The organism is Afifella sp. JA880 (assembly GCF_025379905.1).
Classification (GTDB): Bacteria; Pseudomonadota; Alphaproteobacteria; order Rhizobiales; family Afifellaceae; genus Afifella; species Afifella aestuarii.
Genome location: NZ_JAOANH010000002.1, coordinates 613,794 through 631,674, shown reverse-complemented (window position 1 = coordinate 631,674; position 17,881 = coordinate 613,794). Strand labels below are relative to the sequence as shown.

The 17,881-nt window shown below is 59.9% G+C and carries 18 protein-coding genes; all 18 read left to right on the top strand.

The annotated features are described in order from the left end of the window. The first annotated feature begins 4 nt into the window (after positions 1-4). Positions 5-1,090 carry a flagellar biosynthesis protein FlhB gene (gene flhB, locus NYQ83_RS11215; protein ID WP_128291208.1) on the top strand — a complete coding sequence of 362 codons (1,086 nt, stop codon included), beginning with the start codon at positions 5-7 and terminating at the stop codon, positions 1,088-1,090. Continuing rightward, the gene (locus tag NYQ83_RS11210) at positions 1,068-1,520 is read left to right on the top strand and encodes a hypothetical protein (protein WP_261214702.1); all 453 of its coding nucleotides are present in this window, start codon (positions 1,068-1,070) and stop codon (positions 1,518-1,520) included. Before flhB ends, NYQ83_RS11210 begins: the two co-directional genes overlap by 23 nt. 101 nt (positions 1,521-1,621) lie before the next feature. Next, positions 1,622-2,005 (top strand): flagellar basal body rod protein FlgB, encoded by a 384-nt coding sequence (gene flgB, locus NYQ83_RS11205; RefSeq protein WP_128291210.1) that lies wholly within the window; start codon positions 1,622-1,624, stop codon positions 2,003-2,005. Continuing rightward, the gene (gene flgC / locus NYQ83_RS11200) at positions 2,005-2,424 is read left to right on the top strand and encodes a flagellar basal body rod protein FlgC (protein WP_261214701.1); all 420 of its coding nucleotides are present in this window, start codon (positions 2,005-2,007) and stop codon (positions 2,422-2,424) included. The genes flgB and flgC overlap by 1 nt, the downstream gene beginning before the upstream one ends. Continuing rightward, the gene (locus NYQ83_RS11195) at positions 2,424-2,747 is read left to right on the top strand and encodes a flagellar hook-basal body complex protein FliE (RefSeq protein ID WP_261214700.1); all 324 of its coding nucleotides are present in this window, start codon (positions 2,424-2,426) and stop codon (positions 2,745-2,747) included. Before flgC ends, NYQ83_RS11195 begins: the two co-directional genes overlap by 1 nt. 10 nt (positions 2,748-2,757) lie before the next feature. After that, positions 2,758-3,546, top strand: coding sequence for a flagellar basal-body rod protein FlgG (flgG, locus tag NYQ83_RS11190; protein WP_128291213.1), 789 nt, complete (start codon positions 2,758-2,760; stop codon positions 3,544-3,546). Positions 3,547-3,554: 8 nt separating this feature from the next. Next, positions 3,555-4,085 carry a flagellar basal body P-ring formation chaperone FlgA gene (gene flgA / locus NYQ83_RS11185; RefSeq protein WP_261214697.1) on the top strand — a complete coding sequence of 177 codons (531 nt, stop codon included), beginning with the start codon at positions 3,555-3,557 and terminating at the stop codon, positions 4,083-4,085. Beyond that, positions 4,082-5,251 carry a flagellar basal body P-ring protein FlgI gene (gene flgI / locus NYQ83_RS11180; RefSeq protein ID WP_261214695.1) on the top strand — a complete coding sequence of 390 codons (1,170 nt, stop codon included), beginning with the start codon at positions 4,082-4,084 and terminating at the stop codon, positions 5,249-5,251. Before flgA ends, flgI begins: the two co-directional genes overlap by 4 nt. A 65-nt stretch (positions 5,252-5,316) precedes the next feature. Further along, entirely contained in the window at positions 5,317-5,982 is a 666-nt protein-coding gene (locus NYQ83_RS11175; protein ID WP_261214693.1) for a MotE family protein, read from the top strand. After that, positions 5,979-6,689, top strand: a complete 711-nt coding sequence (flgH, locus tag NYQ83_RS11170; RefSeq protein ID WP_128291217.1) for a flagellar basal body L-ring protein FlgH — start codon at positions 5,979-5,981, stop codon at positions 6,687-6,689. Before NYQ83_RS11175 ends, flgH begins: the two co-directional genes overlap by 4 nt. Next, entirely contained in the window at positions 6,689-7,207 is a 519-nt protein-coding gene (locus NYQ83_RS11165; protein WP_246008366.1) for a flagellar basal body-associated FliL family protein, read from the top strand. Before flgH ends, NYQ83_RS11165 begins: the two co-directional genes overlap by 1 nt. Positions 7,208-7,245: 38 nt before the next feature. After that, positions 7,246-8,025, top strand: a complete 780-nt coding sequence (gene fliP / locus NYQ83_RS11160) for a flagellar type III secretion system pore protein FliP (protein WP_261214689.1) — start codon at positions 7,246-7,248, stop codon at positions 8,023-8,025. 163 nt (positions 8,026-8,188) lie between these two features. Further along, the gene (locus tag NYQ83_RS11155) at positions 8,189-9,883 is read left to right on the top strand and encodes a methyl-accepting chemotaxis protein (protein WP_261214687.1); all 1,695 of its coding nucleotides are present in this window, start codon (positions 8,189-8,191) and stop codon (positions 9,881-9,883) included. Between the two features lie 302 nt (positions 9,884-10,185). Further along, positions 10,186-11,469, top strand: a complete 1,284-nt coding sequence (locus tag NYQ83_RS17790) for a flagellin (RefSeq protein WP_092810367.1) — start codon at positions 10,186-10,188, stop codon at positions 11,467-11,469. A gap of 187 nt (positions 11,470-11,656) precedes the next feature. Continuing rightward, positions 11,657-13,309: a flagellar basal-body MS-ring/collar protein FliF gene (gene fliF / locus NYQ83_RS11140; protein WP_261214685.1), complete on the top strand. Its 1,653-nt coding sequence runs from the start codon at positions 11,657-11,659 to the stop codon at positions 13,307-13,309. 233 nt (positions 13,310-13,542) lie between these two features. After that, the gene (locus tag NYQ83_RS11135; RefSeq protein ID WP_261214684.1) at positions 13,543-13,980 is read left to right on the top strand and encodes a hypothetical protein; all 438 of its coding nucleotides are present in this window, start codon (positions 13,543-13,545) and stop codon (positions 13,978-13,980) included. Next, positions 13,973-15,253, top strand: coding sequence for a MotB family protein (locus tag NYQ83_RS11130; protein ID WP_261214683.1), 1,281 nt, complete (start codon positions 13,973-13,975; stop codon positions 15,251-15,253). The genes NYQ83_RS11135 and NYQ83_RS11130 overlap by 8 nt, the downstream gene beginning before the upstream one ends. A gap of 485 nt (positions 15,254-15,738) precedes the next feature. Continuing rightward, the gene (locus tag NYQ83_RS11125) at positions 15,739-17,880 is read left to right on the top strand and encodes a hypothetical protein (RefSeq protein ID WP_261214682.1); all 2,142 of its coding nucleotides are present in this window, start codon (positions 15,739-15,741) and stop codon (positions 17,878-17,880) included. The last annotated feature ends 1 nt before the right edge of the window (position 17,881 follow it).

Here is a 17,881-nt window from a genome sequence, read left to right as displayed (position 1 = left end):
CGCTATGTCGGAGAAGCCGGACAAGGACAGCCAAACCGAGGAGCCGACAGAGAAGAAAATCTCGGATGCGGTGGAGAAGGGCAATACGCCGCATTCTCGTGAAGCGGCGATCTTTACCTCGATACTTGCGATCCTCATCATCATGACGCTGCTGATCCAGGGCGCAGCCCGCGATCTCAGCGCTATCTTGATGCACTTCATCGACAATCCGGGAGGCTTTTCTCTTTCGAACGGGACAGAGGCGACGCTCTTTCTTTGGCGCGTCGCCTGGGATTGCGGGCGCCTCATCCTGCCGGCCATCTTCGTTCTGGCGCTCTTCGGTATCGCTGCTTCACTCTTTCAGAACGTGCCGAGCCTCGTTCTGGAGCGCATCCGCCCGCAATGGTCGCGGATATCGCCTGCTGCTGGATGGAAGAAGATTTTCGGCAAACAGGGCGCCGTCGAGTTCCTGAAAGCGCTTTTCAAAGTCACGGCTGTGGGCATCACGTGCCTGCTCGTCATCAACGCGGACCAGAACGCCCTCATGAGCGCCATGTACAGCGACCCGACCCTGGTTCCGCAATTGATCCTTTCGATCTCCGTGCGCCTTGTTTCCACCATTTGTGTGGCCACTATTGTGCTCGTGGGCGCCGATATCGTCTGGTCGCGCGTGCGCTGGCGCAACGATCTCAGAATGACACGTCAGGAGCTCAAGGAGGAATTCAAGCAGGCGGAAGGGGACCCGATCGTGAAGGGGCGCTTGCGGGCGATCGCACGTGAACGCGCCAAGCGACGGATGATGGCGGAAGTGCCACGTGCCACGCTCATCATCGCCAATCCGACCCATTTCGCCATTGCTATACGCTATGAGCGTGCCGAGGGCGGAGCCCCTTTGGTCATCGCAAAGGGAGCCGATTTGGTGGCGCTAAAGATCCGCGAAATCGCGACCGAGCACAATGTTCCGATCATCGAGGACAAACCATTGGCCCGCGCAATGTACGATGCTGTGGAAGTCGACCAGTTCATTCCGTCGGAGTTTTATGTCGCCGTCGCGAAACTCCTCCATTATATCTATTCGCGTGAGAGTAATGCACATCACCACTCAGCGTAGAGTGATCGAACGGTGCCCGGAGAACGAGCAGGACTTCCTATCCTGCGAGAAAGCTCTCGCGGAGGCGTTGAAGCCGTTCATGGCGGAATTCTACCTCATCAACGCCGGCGTGATGGCCTACTACATCTACGCGGAGCGTGAGGCGAATATCCGTGATATCGTCGATTCCTCGGCTGAAATGCTGCGGCGCCCAGAGCTTTTGCGCTACGCGCGGCAGGCTGCCGTGCAGTTCGATTGGCACAATGCTTTCGCCATCGCCATCCGGATGGAATTCGTCCACGACAAGGTCACGGCCTTGTTCGATCTTGTTTTCAACACCGATTATGTCGGCCTCGACATCCTCTCCATCGTTTTTCACGGAGAAGGGGATGAGAATTTCTGTGAGCGTTTCCGTCAGGCTGTCGCCGACCTGACCCGCAACGACGCCTGACGAAAGGCGGCACCCGCCGCCATTCCCTTTCGCTTCCCACGCCAGCTTCGGGCAAGGCTCGATGTCTAGCTAGGTCGCGTAGAGCGAAAGGGAGGTTCCTCTTGCAGCCCGTTCATTTATTTGATCTCGCTGCCCGTCAGGCGCAATGGGCGTCGGTCCGGCAGTCGCTGATCGCTGGCAATATTGCCAATGCCAATACACCGGGATACGTCGCCAGGGATATCGAGCCTTTCTCCAAGATCTTGGATTCCACGCATCTTGAGATGACGCGCACCGCGTCGGGCCACGTCGATACCTCTGGTACGTCTCTTGAGACCGGCAAGATCAAGCCTGAGGATAGCTGGGATGTCAGCTTCTCGGGCAATTCCGTGAGCATTGATCAGGAACTGATCAAGGCGGGCGGGACCGAGCGCGCCTTCCAGCTCAATGCCAGCCTGGTGAAGGCCTTCCATCGCATGTTCCTGATGAGCGTGAGGTCGAGCTGATGATCGATCCACTCGCCAGCGCCTCCCAGATCGCGGCCTCGGGGCTCAGAGCCCAGTCGACCCGTCTCAGGATCGTCGCCGAAAACCTCGCCAATGCGCAATCGACCGGTACGACACCCGGCGCCGATCCCTACATGCGCAAGACCGTTTCTTTCGAGAGCGTGCTCGATCGCACCATCGATGCTGCCAGCGTCAAGGTGAAAGCGCTCGGTGTCGATAACGCGCCGTTCCGGCTGGAGCATGATCCGAGCCACCCGGCGGCCGATGAAGACGGCAACGTCAAGATGCCGAACGTCAATCCGATCATCGAGATGGCCGACCTTCGCGAGACGACAAGGTCTTACGAAGCGAACCTGCAGGTGATTAAGCGCGTGCGCAACATGTTCTCCACCACGATCGATCTTTTGAGGAATAGTTGATGGTTTCTCCGGTTCAGTCGCTGTCCTTTATGGTCGACAGCGCGGCCTCTTTGAGCGGCGCCCGCTCGACAGCCGCTACGCCCTCGGTCGCTGGTGCGGCGGGGGGAGCTGATTTCGGCAGCGTCCTCGCCAACATCTCGGGCGATGCGCTCAATACTTTAAAGGCCGGCGAAGCCGCGGCCATCACTGGTATCAACGGCGGCATGCCTGTCCAGGATGTAGTTCAGGCCGTGATGGCGGCCGAGCAAACCCTGCAGGCGTCTCTGGCAATCCGCGACAAGGTCGTTGCGGCTTACCAGGAAATCAGCCGGATGCAGATCTAAGGAGATTGAGATGAGAGCGCTCGCAATCGCAGCGACCGGCATGGCTGCTCAGCAGATGAATGTCGAAGTCATCGCCAACAACGTCGCCAACATCAACACCACCTCCTTCAAGCGCGCCCGCGCCGAATTCTCCGATCTTCTCTATCAGACGGAGCGGACTGCGGGCGTTCCCAATGCAGGCGGTGGCAATCCCGTTCCGGAAGGTACCCGTATCGGGCTTGGTACGCGTACGATCGGTGTGCGGAATCTCCATATTCAGGGTCCGCTCGGCCAGACCGGTAATCCGCTGGATCTCGCCATCAACGGCGGCGGCTGGTTTCAGATTACCAACCCGGCAGGCGAGACGCTTTACACGCGTGCCGGCTCCTTCAACAAAGGTCCGAACGGCGAGCTCGTGACGATCGACGGTTACACCGTCGAGCCGGCCATGACTTTTCCTGCTGATACAGTCGATATCACCGTGAACGAGTCTGGCGAAGTCTACGCGACTGTCGCAGGACAGGCCGATCCGCAGCTTCTGGGTCAGCTGACGCTCGTCAATTTCGCAAATGATGCTGGGCTTGAGCCTCTCGGCAGCAATCTCTACCGCGAGACGACCGCTTCGGGTCAGCCGACCACCGGCGTTGCGACCGACCCGGGATTTGGCAAGATCAATCAGGGATATCTTGAAGGTTCCAACGTTGATCCGGTGAAAGAGATAACGGAACTGATCGCGGCCCAGCGTGCCTATGAGATGAACTCCAAGGTGATCCAGGCAGCCGACGACATGTCGGGCACGGTCTCCAAGGGCATTCGCTGAGCAAGCCGATGATGGGGAGGAACTTCATCGGCCTTCGGCGTAAGGCAACGAATGCGCTCGCGCGTGTCGTTTCCGGCCGGCGCATTCTCGCTGCCTGCGCGTTTGTGTTCGCGGCGAGCGTTTCGGCTGCCGCTCAACAGCAGGCTCAGCCCTACGATCTCCTGCCTGTTCCCTCCGTCACCGTTTATCCGGGGGACGTGATCGATCGGGACATGCTGAAGGAGATGAACTTTCTGCCGAATACGCGTTCGCGATATCCGGTGGTCGACAATATCGACGCCCTCGTCGGCAAAGTGGCGCGCCGTACTCTCGTGCCGGAACGGCTCATCCCGTCCAACGCGGTGGAGGAGCCGGAAATCATCGCACGCGGCTCGCTCACGCGGGCGGTCTATCAATCCGGTGGGCTGTCGATGACGGCAGGCGTGCTCGCTCTCGAAGCAGGCTCTCTCGGAGATGTCATTCGCGTCCGCAATGTCGATTCCGGCCAGGTGATTGCCGGTGTCGTCCAGGCGGACGGAAGCGTGAAGGTGGGACAATGAAAAGGCTTGCCGCCGTCCTTTGCGCTGTGGCGCTCGTTGCCGCCGACACAGTCTGGGCTGCAGATCTCGTCGGAAATGTGCCGATCGGCGATCCCAATCAGATTGCTGGTATCGATCCGTCCTCCGGAGCCCGCATCAAGGACATCACTACGGTTCAAGGCGTGCGGGAGAACCAGCTGATTGGCTACGGCCTTGTCATCGGCCTGCAAGGTACGGGCGACTCCATGCGCAATTCGCCCTTCACCGGCCAGGCACTGGAATCGATGCTCGATCGTCTTGGCATCAATGTGAGCGGCGCGGCCCTTCGTGCGCGCAACGTCGCCGGTGTGACCGTGACCGCCAATCTGCCGGCCTTCGCTGGGCGCGGCGGTGAGATCGACGTGAACGTCGCGTCTATTGGTGATGCAACCTCACTTAAAGGCGGTACCTTGTTGATGACGCCACTCTCAGCAGGCGATGGTGAGATTTACGCCGTCGCGCAGGGGCCTGTTGCGGTCTCCGGCATCAGCGTGGGCGGAGAGGCTGAGACTGTGACGCAGGGTGTTCCGACGGTCGGTCGGATTCCGAACGGAGCGATCGTGGAGCGTGAAGTTCTGGGCTCGATGGAAGACCTCGGCGAGCTCGTTCTCGTGCTCAACAATCCGGACTTTAAGACCGCTGCGATGATGGCCGATGCGGTCAATGCCTATACGAGCCGTCAATTCGGGCGCCCGTTAGCCGTCGAACGCGATTTGAGGAGTGTCGCCGTCCGCAGGCCCGCTGGCGTCACCTCTGCTCGCTTCATGGCCGCGATCGGGCAGCTGCGAGTTGCTCCGGATACCCCCGCGCGCGTCGTCGTCGATCAGCGCACCGGCACGGTCGTCATCGGCTCTAATGTTCAGATCTCACAGGTTGCCCTGACTCATGGCAATCTCACTGTGCGGGTTACCGAGATGCCTCAGGTGTCGCAGCCGGAGCCCTTCAGCGACGGACAGACGGTAGTGACGCCGTTGACCCAGGTCGACGCCACCGAAGAGGAAGGTCATCTCGCAATCATCGGCGGGACTGATCTGAAGACTCTGGTGCATGGGCTCAACCAGATCGGGCTGAAACCGAGCGATATCATCGCGATCCTTCAAGCGATCAAAACTTCTGGTGCGCTTCAGGGCGAACTCATCGTCCAGTAGCACAGATTGTCGGGCACCCAGCCGGACCCGGCTCTTGAGAAAAATCTGGAGAAAGGCAGCCGAAGATGAGCACGCCTGTCCGAGAATTGCGTAAGTCGATTGCCTGTCTGCTGGCAACGAGCGCCTTGATCTTGGTTCCCGCTTTCGCCAAGGCGCAGATGTCGGATGCTGCGCAACAGGCGCAGGATATAGCCAATGTCCTGCCCATTCCGCTGGATGCGGAACCACCTGCGACCGGGGCGGTCGCAGGGGATGCCAATGCGGCTTCCGTTCTACAGACTGAGCCGGAACCTGCGCCTGCGCAGACCACGGCAGCTGTGCAGTCTGAAAATGCGCGGCAGTATTGCAGCAACATCACCGACGAGGCCACGGATGCGCGCTATGCGCGCCAGGTCGCTGCTCTGAAGAAGATCGAGGAAGACGTCAATGGACGTATCGAAGCTCTCGAAAAGAAGCGTGCGGAATATGAGGAATGGCTGAAACGCCGCGAGGACTTCCTACGCAAGGCTGAGGAAAGCGTCGTCGCGATATTCACGCAAATGCGCCCCGATGCAGCGTCTCAGCAGATGGCTGTGATGGCGCCGGCCGCTGCGGCCGCGATATTGGTCAAGCTCAAGCCTCGCAGCGCGAGCGCGATCTTGAACGAGATGGAGCCAATCAAGGCGGCGCAGCTCACGACTACAATGGCAGGGCTCGCAAGAGCGAGTGATGAGGCGAAAAATCCGGGATGAAAAAGATCTGCACAATCGCGGTGCTGCTCGTCATGGGCGGCTGCGCTGCACGTGACAACATCATCACCGGTCCCGAGCTAAGCCCGGTGGGCGAGGGGATCGTTGTGAACCGCCAGCCTCTGCCCGTCAGTTTCGTCGAGCCGGAGCCGAAGACGTTCCAGTCGCTTTGGAGTGGAAAAAAACAAGTCCTCTTCACTGATCGTAAGGCACGGCAGGTGGGCGATGTCATCACGGTCAATATTCAGATCAACGACAAGGCCCAATTTGACAACCAAAGTGACCGGTCGCGAGATTCGAAGTCCGATCTGAGCTTTGGCGGATTCCTCGGCTTCGGCGGCTTCAACGTCGAAAATGAATCCGGTGAGGCCTCCGGTGGTCTCAATGTTGCGTCAAAGACGTCGACCAAGGGTGAGGGCTCAATCGATCGCTCGGAAAAGCTGCGTTTGTCGATCGCAGCGCTGGTCACCGAGGAATTGCCGAACGGCAATCTGATGATCAGCGGTTCACAGGAGGTGAAAGTCAACAACGAGGTCCGCGTGCTCAACATCGCCGGCATCGTCAGACTTTCCGACATCTCCACGGATAATTCTGTCTCCTACGACAAGATCGCGGAGGCACGTATCTCGTATGGCGGGCGCGGCCGAATTTCCGACATGCAGCAGCCGGCCTGGGGCCAGCGGATTTACGACAAAGTGGTGCCTTTCTGATGAGCGACGCATCCATGGCTTTGGCCGACGATGTCGGTGAGGAGGTGGCGCCCAAGAAAAAGGGCTCCTTCCTGATGGGCCTTCTTGGCGTGCTTGCTGTGACGCTGCTTGCCGGCGGAGCTGGCGGGGGCCTAGGGATCTATCTGGCTGGCGCTATCGAAGCGACGGTTGCCGAGAAGCTCAAGGACAAGCCGGAAGACGAGCCGCAGCTGCTCTATTCCGGAGACATGGTGTTGCAGCCGGTCGGTCCGGTCGTCGTGAACGTGGCCGATCCTGCGGATGTCTGGATTCGCCTTGAGACCGCGATCGTGTTTCCAAACGGCGCTCTTGAAAATCCCGAAGTCACAGCCGGGGAGATCCGCGAGGACATCATGGCCCTTGTGCGAACCATGCCTCTGTCGCAGCTCCAAGGCCCGAGTGCATTGCAGCACTTACGCGATGATCTCAACGATCGTGCCGCCGTAAGGACCGACGGTAAGGTGAGTGAGCTGATCATCGAGACGATGGTCGTTCAATAAACACCAATGGCGGTTTTCCGCCTTGTGAGACAGTTTCGATGAAGCGCTTGTTCTTCGCTCTTTTGCTGGTGCCCTTCCTGGGGGTTGCGGCCCATGCACAAGTACCCGACCTGGAGAGCCTCATCCCTTCTGGCGATGCGGCGGCGACCGGCCGCATCGTGCAGCTCGTCGCTATTTTGACAGTTCTCTCGATTGCGCCGGGCCTCCTCATCATGGTGACGAGCTTCACGCGCTTCATCATCGCTTTGTCATTTCTGCGCTCCGGCCTAGGCCTGCAGGGCACGCCAGGCAATCTCGTCTTGATCAGCCTGTCGCTGTTCATGACCTTCTATGTGATGGGGCCGACTCTCGATCGGGCCTGGACCGAGGGCCTTCAGCCGCTCACAAACAATGAAATCACCGAACAAGAAGCGTTCGAACGGATCACCGATCCATTCCACGATTTCATGCTGACGCAGGTCCGACCGAAAGATCTTCAACTTTTCGCCGATCTGTCCGCTAGCAAGCCTGGGGCGGAAGAGGGAGCGGAGCTGGCGCTTCCGGAGACGGGAGCGGACGCGACACGAGCGGAATCCGTGCCGTTGCGTGTTCTCATTCCCGCTTTCATGATCTCTGAGCTACGGCGTGGCTTTGAAATCGGTTTCTTGATCGTTCTGCCATTCTTGGTGATCGACATGATCGTCGCCACGCTCGTCATGTCCATGGGCATGATGATGATGCCGCCGGCGGTCATCGCTTTGCCCTTTAAGATCCTGTTTTTCGTTCTGATCGATGGCTGGAATCTGTTGGTCGGAGGGCTGGTTCGTTCGTTCTTCTGACCTTGAGACATCGAATTCGTTTCGAAATGCTCAGAAAATTAACCGCGACTTCGATCAAACCGATCTGACGCTTCCGTGAACGTCAGTGGAAGTCTGACGCAAGCCCGGTGCAAGCTGACTGAAGCCTTGTGTGCTGACGCAACGTCAATAGGGGGCACACTCAATGAAAAAAGGGCTTCGTCTTAGGCTTGGACATAAGATTTATGCGGTCCTTGCTGTCGGCTTTATAGGCTTTTCCGCCATCTCGGGTTTCCAGCTGCTTGAGCTGGGTCATGCGCTCGAAGATCAAAAGAGCCGCGAGCTTTCGCATCTGACAGAGCTTGCACTCGACATAGCCAAGGAAGAAGAGGCCGCGGTCGCGACTGGCGCTCGCTCGCTTCAAGACGCTCAGGCGGATGCAGCTCGCCGTATCGGGGCGCTACGTTATGGTGACAATGAGTATTTCTGGATCAAGGATCGCAACGCCCGCATGGTGATGCATCCGATCAAGCCGGAGCTCATTGGCACGGATCTGACCTCGATCACGGATCCCTCCGGCAAGCACCTCTTCGTTGAGATGCTCGATCTGGTGGCCAAAGAAGGCAGGGGCTTTGTTCGCTATGAATGGCCCAAGCCCGGCTCAGCAGAGCCGCAGCCCAAGCTCTCCTATGTCGACGAGTTCGCTCCCTGGGGCTGGGTAATCGGTACCGGCGTCTACATTGATGATTTGCGCGCGCAGACCTGGGCAACGGCGAAGACCGTTCTCATGATTGGCGGCCTCGTGCTCCTCGTCGTCGCGGCAATTTGCGGTTTCGTTGCCAGACGTATCTCACAGGCAATGCATGCCACGACCGCGGCCATGAACGAACTCGCCGGTGGTAACTTCGAGATTGTCCTGCCAGGCCTCGACCGCGGTGACGAGGTCGGTGAGATCGCTCGCGCCGTCGAGATGTTCAAGCAGAAGGCCATTGAGAAGGCGCGACTCGAAGCCGAAGAGCGCGAAAGCAAGTCCCGCCAGGCTGAGGCGGAGCGACGCCAGGAAATGCAGCGCCTGGCGGATATGTTCGAAAATGCGGTCGGCGAGGTTACCGAGGGCGTGTCGTCTGCGGCAACGGAACTTGAAGCGGCCGCTGGCTCGATGACAGAAACGGCGGAACGCACCGAAAACCTGTCGAGCACGGTTGTCAGCATCTCCGGTCAGACTTCGTCCAACGTCCAGTCCGTGGCGTCTGCGTCAGAGGAACTTGGTGCATCGGTTGGAGAGATCAGCCGCCGCGTTCAGGAGAGTGCCAAGATCGCTGGTGAAGCGGTTGAACAGGCCGGCAGCGCCAATCGCCGGGTCGTCGATCTCGCCGACGCGGCCCGTCGCGTGGGTGCGGTCGTGAACTTGATCACGGCGATTGCCGAGCAGACCAATCTGCTTGCGCTCAATGCGACCATAGAGGCAGCCCGCGCCGGCGATGCCGGCAAGGGCTTTGCAGTCGTGGCGATGGAAGTGAAAACGCTTGCTGCTCAGACGGCGAAGGCGACGGAAGAAATTGTCGGCCAGATCACCTCCATGCAGCAGGCGACCGATGAGGCGGAGAGTTCGATCCGTTCCATCACGGAGACCATTGCACGCATGTCTGAAATATCTGCGGCGGTCGCCGATGCCGCGGAGCAGCAGTATGAGGCTACACGCGAAATCGCCGAGAACATTCAAGAAGCGGCGCATGGCACGGCGCAGGTCGCGACCAATATCCTTGATGTGCAGGAGGGTGCAGGCGCGACGGGTGCTGCCTCTTCGCAGGTTCTGGCTTCGGCGCGCTCTCTGTCTCAGGAGAGCCATCGCCTCAAGCAGGAAGTGCAGAGCTTCCTGGCAACGGTGCGTGCCGCCTGAGGGCGCGACAACCCTTTTTTGACGCTCTGCGGCGGGGGCTTCCCCGCCGTTTTTGTTTTGAGAACCAGCGCGACCAGAGAATTTTTGCGCAGCCGTTCGAAAAACCGGCGTGTCTGCAAGCTTCACGCAAGCTTGCGCTGCTATCCCTTCATGCATGGCAGGTTGGTTGCTCGACACGGGCAGCAGTTACGGAAGCCGAGTGCTCCGTCCCACCAAAGGCATGATGCCGCCCTGCCATGCCGGTGAAAGCCCGGCATGTCCCCATCAATATCTCTGACACTTAGTCTGAAGGGACATCAATTATGTCTAGCCTTATCACCAACACCTCCGCAATGGTCGCCCTGCAGACCCTGCGTTCGATCAACTCCAACCTGGACGAGACGAACAACCGGGTTTCCACCGGCCTGCGGGTGAATACCGCTTCCGACAACGCCGCCTACTGGTCCATCGCCACGACCATGCGCTCCGACAATCAGGCCATGTCGGCCGTGAAGGACGCTCTTGGCATGGGCTCGGCCACCGTCGATGCGGCTTATACCGGCCTCTCCAAGGCTGAAGAAGTCCTGACCAAAATCAAGGCGAGCCTTGGTGCTGCGACGGGCGAAGGTGTCGACCGGGCGAAGGTTCAGGAGCAGATTTCGGCTTATCAGGACCAGCTGAAGACGATCGCGGAATCCGCGTCGTTCTCCGGCCAGAACTGGCTGAGCACGGGCTCCAGCACGGCCTTCAACAAGGAGATCGTGTCGTCGCTGTCGCGTGATGCCAACAACAAGCTTGCGATTGGCACCATCGACGTCGATATCACCAACACCCGTCTTTATGGCGATGGTACCGCTCAGTTCGGTATCCTCGACAAGACGATCGACCTGAACACCTACACCTCTAACTCGGGTCAGGCGGCAAGCGTCGAGACGGCTGCGGTGGCCTTTGCTGCGGCGGATGACAAGATCAGCTTCAGCGTGTCGCAGAACGGCGCTCCGGCCAAGACGGTCGAGATCACTCAGCAGACCCTGGCGGATGCCGGCCTGTCTGACACCTCGATCCGCTCGAATGCCGATCTTGCGGCGGTCTACACTCAGGCCCTGAAGGATGCCGGTATTGAGGGCATCGACGTGGTTCTGGACGGCACTGACCAGGTTGAGTTCTCGTCTACCGATGACTTCAGCATCTCCGGTGCCACGACTGCCGGCGCGACCGGTATCACTGTCGCTTCGCTCGGCCTGTCGGCCACCGACGTGACGACTTCGGCGGCTGCGGCTGGTGCTGCCTCCGTTGCCACGATCGACATCTCGTCGGCTTCTGGCACCGAAGTGCAGAACTTCATGAAGGTCGTCGACGAGGCGCTTGGTCAGGTGACCTCGGCTGCGTCTTCTCTCGGTACGGTTCAGACCCGCATCGACATGCAGACGGAGTTCGTGAAGACCCTGATGAGCACGATCGACACGGGCGTTGGCGCCCTGGTCGACGCGGACATGGAAGAGGAATCCACGAAGCTGAAGGCTCTCCAGACCCAGCAGCAGCTGGCTGTGCAGTCGCTCAGCATCGCCAACTCCTCGAGCCAGAACATCCTGTCGCTCTTCCGTTAAGCGAGGTGAAGATAGCGAGGTAAGAACCTTCCAAGGTTTCGCCTCACGCTCCTCCCCCGTGCAGGCGGACCAAGAGAGCCACGCTCCGAAAGGAGCGTGGCTTTTTTCGTATGCAACGCTGAGGCAAGCTTATCACGTCAAATCCCCATGAGACGCAATGCAAGACTGTATGGCGTGGGGAGACTTGATGAACGCGCGCGAGCAGATGGATAAGCTGTGGGCCAATCTCGCTGGGCTCGGCGGCCGGCGGCTTGCTGCCCTGGGAATTGTGGGCGCGACCGTGCTCCTGGCGATCGGTCTCGGTGCCTTCTACCTGAGCAAGCCGGAGCGAGAGATCCTCTATAGTGGTCTCAGCCGCGAAGATGTCGGCCAAATTGGATCGGTCCTGAAAGACAACGGAATTGGCTTCGACGTAGCTCCCGATGGCACGTCGGTTCTCGTCGGTCATGCCGATACGGCACGTGCCAGGATGCTTCTCGCAGAAAAAGGCCTCCCGCAGAGCACCCATTCCGGCTACGAGCTGTTTAACGAGCTCGGCTCCTTCGGCCTCACCTCTTTCATGCAGGATGTCACGCGTGTACGCGCCCTCGAAGGCGAGCTTGCGCGCACCATTCAGACGATGGACGGAATCAAGGCTGCACGCGTCCACATCGTGCTGCCCGACCGCGCCTCATTCCGGCGCGACCAGCAGAAGGCCTCAGCCTCAGTTGTCATCCGTACGCGCCTTCCCGATGATGCGACGGCCGCCAACGCTATCCGTCATCTCGTTGCCGCCTCCCTTCCCGGCATGGACACGAACAACGTCACCGTCCTCAACACCGAGGGGGTTGTCCTTGTCTCTGGTGACGATCCTTCCGCCTCTGGTGGCGGCCTCATGGACGATCTCAAGCGGCGCGTCGACCGTGAGCTGGAAGAGAAGATCCGGCGCACGCTGACGCCTTATCTCGGCTACGACAACTTTCAGATCAGCGTTTCCACTCGTCTCAACACTGACCGGAAGCAGGTGAGCGAAGTCATCTATGATCCGGAATCTCGGGTGGAGCGTTCCGTGCGCGTCGTGAAAGAGACCGGCACCAGCCAAAATAGCACGACAGACTCCGCTGCGACCGTACAGCAGAACATCCCTGTCGCGCAGATGGAGGCGGGCGGCGGCAATAGCTCCAATGAAGAAAACGAGCGGCGCGAAGAGCTGACCAATTTCGAGATTTCCTCGAAGAAAGTCGACACTGTTCATGACGGCTACGAGGTGGAGAACTTGTCCATCGCGGTTCTCGTCAATCAGGCGCGGCTGCAGGCCGATGAGGGGCAGCCTGACGTGATGCCGATCGAAACGCGGCTCATGGAGATCGAGCAGCTCGTCCAGTCGGCCACAGGCTTCGACAAAGAACGCGGCGATCAGCTCAAGGTCTCTTCGGTCATGTTCGCCGATGGCGGTAACGACCTCGAGCCAGTGCCTGGTCCTTCGATGGGCGAAGTGCTGATGCGTCAAAGCGGTACGCTTATCAATGCCGGCACTATCCTGGTCATGGCCATATTGCTGATCTGGTTCGGCCTTCGTCCAACGCTGAAGACTGTCCTCGGTCGTAGTCAGCCGCTGGAAGCCGGTGCAGTCGCGATCGAAGGTGAGATGGCTGCCGGTATGCTGCCTGGCCCGGATGAAGCTGACATGGCCGATGGTCATATCGCAGGGCTGGCGCCTCCGGAACAGGTCAACCTGATCGAAGATCTGACCAGCAAAAAGAACCGCACACCGCAGAAACGTCTCGAGCAGATTATCGACTTTGACGAAGAGCAGGCGGCGACGATCCTGCGGCAGTGGATGCGCGTGGAAGGAGCATGATGATGCATGCTCTTGTCCGCCTTCTGCCCGACTTCGATGAGCCTGAGGCAGGCCGCAACTTGCGCAAGGTTCTCCCAGAGTTTCCAGCTGAAACGCCGCGTGTCGAACCGACCCTGGCTAGTATTTTCGCTGTCAAACCACCGAAAGAGGATCCTGAGAAGGCCTTGGCGGCAGCGAGAGACGCTGGGTTCGCAGGAGGGCTTGCGGCCGGCCGACGCGAAAAAGAGACAGCCTTGGAGGAGATACGCGCCAGTTTCGCAGCAGAGCTCGAAGAAAAGCGCGCCGGTTGGGTGGCTGAGGAAGCAGAAAAGATTGCCGAAAGCATCGGCAATGCGTTCAGCGAACTCGATGCAAGCCTCAGTGAAGCTGTGGCCGCCATTCTGGTCCCCCTGGTCGGTGCTGCAATCGCCCAGAAGGCCGTCGCCGAGCTGTCAGACATGATCATCGACATGAGAAGCCGTGAGGACGAGCCGGTCCTCGAAGTGGTGGGGCCGGAGGATCTTCTTGAGGCGGTGAAAACTCGTCTGGGCGAGATGGCCAGCGGGATCGGTTTCAGGGTGGGTGGGGGGCCGGACGTGCGGGTGACCGCCGGCCCCACCATCATCGAGACGCAGTTGCAAGCCTGGCGCGAGCGCGTGTCGCTGGCGATCAGCGAGGCCGAAAATGTCTGACGACGCCAAAGAGCATCAAGAACTTATCATCATCAAGCGCTACGAGGACGAAGAGCACGAGTCTCATTCGAGCGCGTGGAAGGTTGCGCATGCCGACTTTATGACGGCGATGATGGCCTTCTTTTTGATCATGTGGCTGATCAACGTCACCGATGAGGAAGTGAAAAAGTCGATTGCCAACTATTTCAATCCGGTGAAACTTTCGGCCAGCATCACCGATCGGAAGGGCCTTAACAACCCGGAGGAGATTGGTGAAGGCGATAGCGAAAGCAGACGCTCCGGCGACGGCGCGGAGCGTGGCACCCCAGGCCCGCTCGAAGGCGGCCACGGTCAGGATGAAGAAGCTAAACGTGACGCCTCTACTCACGAGGAAGCTCGAGGAGAGAGCGCTGGAGGTGCCGAGGGCAACTCGCCTCCAATCGACCGTCCTGCACCCGATGCAACGATGACTGCTGAACAGGCGGCCTTCAGCGATCCCTATCTCGTCCTGGCTGAGCTTGCCGATGAAGTTCCGCCGGCCGATCCGGCGACGATGGAAGCGCCTGTCGGCGAGACGGGAATCGTCGGCGTGACGGGCGGTGAAGTTTATCGTGATCCGTTCGACCCCGTTTACTGGCAGATGCAACCAGCTTCCCAGTCGAAGACCAAGAAGCCAGGGGACGTTAAGAAGATTGCCGAAAGACCAAGCGATCGGCGGCTGGATGCCACTGCGGCGAGCGATAAAGATATCGCAGACGCTTCCGATGATCAGCCTGTGCTCTTTCCCCAGGTGGTGCTTGGTGCTGCCAACGGCGTGAGCCAGGCCGAGAGAGTCGAGGCCGCCCAGATGGAAGCGCAGCTTCAAGCAGAGCTCAAGAAAAAGCTCGGGGAACTCGATGCACCAAACATCAGCGTGCAGGCGACGCCCGAGGGCATTCTGATCAGCCTTACGGACGAGATGGACTTCTCCATGTTCGAAATTGGCTCGGCGATTCCGAAACCCGTCGTCGTCGTTGCGATGGAAAGTGTCTCAGAGCTCCTGGTTGATCGTCCAGGAGATATCATCGTTCGGGGCTATACGGACGGACGGCCCTTTCGTTCTCCGACCTACGACAATTGGCGCCTGTCCACGGCCCGTGCCCATATGGCGTATTATATGCTGACGAGAGGACGTCTTCCGGAAACGCGCATTCGCGCGATCGAAGGTTTTGCCGACCGCAACCTCAAGAATCCTGAAGATCCGAATGCGGCTGAAAACCGTCGTATCGAGATCCTTCTTAAGGAGCCGGCATGATGTGCATCATGAGGCTCAGGATCGTCGTGGCGCTGTCGCTTCTTATCATGGCCGTGCCGAACGCCGTGTTCGCACAGACAGGTTCAGACCGTTTGCGTCCCGCGCGCGTCCTTGATCTTCCGTCATCAACGGATCAGGGCGGCCGCCCTTCTTTTTTCTCACGGGGCCTTAGGCTCTTTGGGCGTGATGAAGTGCCGCCTACGCCTGCACCATACTTAGATACCGAAGTCGAGCCTGAGACGAGTGACCAGCCTACGAAGGCACGCCGGCGCACCCCTGCGGCCGCACCCCGCCTGCCGCGCGCACGGCCAATGGTTACTGAAGCGGACAAAGGCGATGTCGCTCAAAACGCTGGTGCTACGGCGGATGTCGACGCTGAAAACGTTCAGGAACTTCCGGGAGTGGCTGTGTCTTCCGAGCCCACGGAGGAACCTCTAGCGGCAAGCGTATCGGATGCCCGAGGCGAGGGGGCACTTGATGAGGCGATGCAAGCTGAAACCGGGCAGGGTGATAATGTTGCTGCCAACGATGTTGCCGAGCAGAACGCCGCGTCTGCCGATGTCGAGCCTGCGGGTGATGAGGAGTCTGTAACCCAGAGCGAAGAGCCGACCCCCATCGTTCCAAAGGACGCGATGGACGGTGAAATGCTCGCGGCCCCTGGCGCTGATGGTGACGGATCGGCTCCCACGGAAGCTGGGGTGGCCGAGGCTTCCGGTGCTGGTGAGGATGTTGCTCCAGCGTCCGTCTTGGGCTCAGCCGGCTCTACGGCAGACCCGTTCTCTCAGAGGCCGGACGATGGCAGTGCCGAGGTTGCTGGCGGGCACGAAATTGCCGAAGGCGCTCACACTGAAGTTGGTGGAAGGTCTGCTAAATCGGCCGACCGACACACGTCTGAACAGACATATGAAACCAGCGTCGGGGGTGAGAAGTGGTCTGTCCCACAGGATGGGGCGGATGAAAACCACGGTGCGAGCGTCGATCCTGAGGAGGGGACGGACCATGGTGGTCCCCAGGTCGTCGGTGATGCCTCGACGGTCCAGGCCGGAGGGCCGCCGAATGAGGTGGTGCCTGCTGTCGAAACATCCCATGCGCCGGCGACGAATGAGGGCGCTCATACGGACATCGCTCCGCACAATGACGCGTCTGCCGACCCGGACGAGGCCGACAATGGTCATAAACCTCTCCAGCAAGCGGAAGTGAGCGACGACGACCGTGCATCTGAGGACGCGCATGTTGAAGACGGCGTCAAGGCGGAGGCCGGCCGGAGCTCGGAAGGTATTGATCACGGCCAGAGCAGCGACCACGTTGACGATGAGCCCGAAAGTGGTGCCGATAAACATGCTGCGGACGATGCGCATGCGGGCAGCGAAACTGAACATGCTGCAAGCGATGACAAGCCAGCGCCGGCCGGAGGTGATGGCGATGGTAAGGCCGCGGAGAAGGTCGAGCCCTTGCCGATTGCCCCGCGTCCCGGGCTCGATGCTGCAGCGCTGTTCCGCGACCTGCAAAGTGTGCAGGATCGGATTGCTCAAGGATCGACGGAGGCTCTGGCCGAACAGCGCCAGGTTCTGGATCGAATTGAAGTGGAATTTCGCAAGGCACCCCAGGAGACCTGGCAGGACCCCCGCAATGCGGTGTCTCTTGTCGGCTACGTGCTGAGCGGCGGGAGGCCCGCCGTGCTGCGGGACATTCTGCGCTCTGAACCTCTGCCGGCCGTCGATGAGCAATTGATGCGAGGCGCGCTTGCGTATGCAGAAGGGCGGGCGCAGGCTGCGAAGGAAGCACTGGCGGAGGTGAAGGCGCGGAACTTCACCTCGACGGGAAGTCAGGTCGCCATCGCTCAGGCCGCTCTCGTCGTGTCGGAAGATCCCATGCGGGCAGCCGCACTCCTTGACGAAGCGCGTTTGCTGGCGCCGGGCACACTGGCCGAAGAAGCGGCTTTGCGGCGCGAGATTCTCGTTGTGGCGGAGCTTCAGCAGGTGGAGAAATTCGCGCTCCTGTCGCGCCAATATCTGCAGCGGTTTCGTCATTCTGTCTATGCGGGCAACTTCCGGCAACGTTTCGCGACGGCGCTCACGCGCATGAAGTTCGTCGATAATCCTGAGGAATTACCGAGGCTTGACGACATTCTGAGCGACATGGAGCTGGCGGCGCGTCAGGAACTTTATCTGATCATCGCGCGCGCGGCCGTCGTGCAGGCGAAGGCACCGATTGCGCGCTTTGCGGCGGACAGGGTCCTGGCGATGCCGGATCTCAGCGACACCGCCAAGGAGCAGGCGCATCTCTATCGGGCGGCGGTGTCTGTTGTTGGGGTGGAGACGTTCGACGGCGCGAGTGCGGCTCTCAAGAAGATCGATCGCAACCTTTTGGAGGAGGCGGACCGCGATCTTCTCGACGTGGTTTTGGGGATTGCCGACAGCATCCGTAGGGCACCGCAGGTCACACTGACGGATGTGGCGGCCGATCGCCCGGCGGACGAAACCGCTGCAAACGCGACCCCGGCGAGCGCCGCCGCGTCGCCGCAAGCTGCTGAATTGAAAGATGAATTTTTACAGACAAATCCCACCATCGCGCGCGCCCAACAGGCGGTTGAGGCGGCCGATGAACTGCTCGGGGGAGCCCAATGAA

Coding starts and splice junctions, on each gene's coding strand:
- flgG (WP_128291213.1), top strand. CDS start 2,758: ATGAGAGCGCTCGCAATCGCAGCGACCGGCATGGCTGCTCAGCAGATG.
- flgA (WP_261214697.1), top strand. CDS start 3,555: ATGATGGGGAGGAACTTCATCGGCCTTCGGCGTAAGGCAACGAATGCG.
- NYQ83_RS11210 (WP_261214702.1), top strand. CDS start 1,068: ATGCACATCACCACTCAGCGTAGAGTGATCGAACGGTGCCCGGAGAAC.
- NYQ83_RS11165 (WP_246008366.1), top strand. CDS start 6,689: ATGAGCGACGCATCCATGGCTTTGGCCGACGATGTCGGTGAGGAGGTG.
- NYQ83_RS11195 (WP_261214700.1), top strand. CDS start 2,424: ATGGTTTCTCCGGTTCAGTCGCTGTCCTTTATGGTCGACAGCGCGGCC.
- NYQ83_RS11130 (WP_261214683.1), top strand. CDS start 13,973: ATGTCTGACGACGCCAAAGAGCATCAAGAACTTATCATCATCAAGCGC.
- flgC (WP_261214701.1), top strand. CDS start 2,005: ATGATCGATCCACTCGCCAGCGCCTCCCAGATCGCGGCCTCGGGGCTC.
- flhB (WP_128291208.1), top strand. CDS start 5: ATGTCGGAGAAGCCGGACAAGGACAGCCAAACCGAGGAGCCGACAGAG.
- NYQ83_RS11175 (WP_261214693.1), top strand. CDS start 5,317: ATGAGCACGCCTGTCCGAGAATTGCGTAAGTCGATTGCCTGTCTGCTG.
- NYQ83_RS17790 (WP_092810367.1), top strand. CDS start 10,186: ATGTCTAGCCTTATCACCAACACCTCCGCAATGGTCGCCCTGCAGACC.
- NYQ83_RS11155 (WP_261214687.1), top strand. CDS start 8,189: ATGAAAAAAGGGCTTCGTCTTAGGCTTGGACATAAGATTTATGCGGTC.
- fliF (WP_261214685.1), top strand. CDS start 11,657: ATGAACGCGCGCGAGCAGATGGATAAGCTGTGGGCCAATCTCGCTGGG.
- flgH (WP_128291217.1), top strand. CDS start 5,979: ATGAAAAAGATCTGCACAATCGCGGTGCTGCTCGTCATGGGCGGCTGC.
- NYQ83_RS11125 (WP_261214682.1), top strand. CDS start 15,739: ATGCAAGCTGAAACCGGGCAGGGTGATAATGTTGCTGCCAACGATGTT.
- flgI (WP_261214695.1), top strand. CDS start 4,082: ATGAAAAGGCTTGCCGCCGTCCTTTGCGCTGTGGCGCTCGTTGCCGCC.
- fliP (WP_261214689.1), top strand. CDS start 7,246: ATGAAGCGCTTGTTCTTCGCTCTTTTGCTGGTGCCCTTCCTGGGGGTT.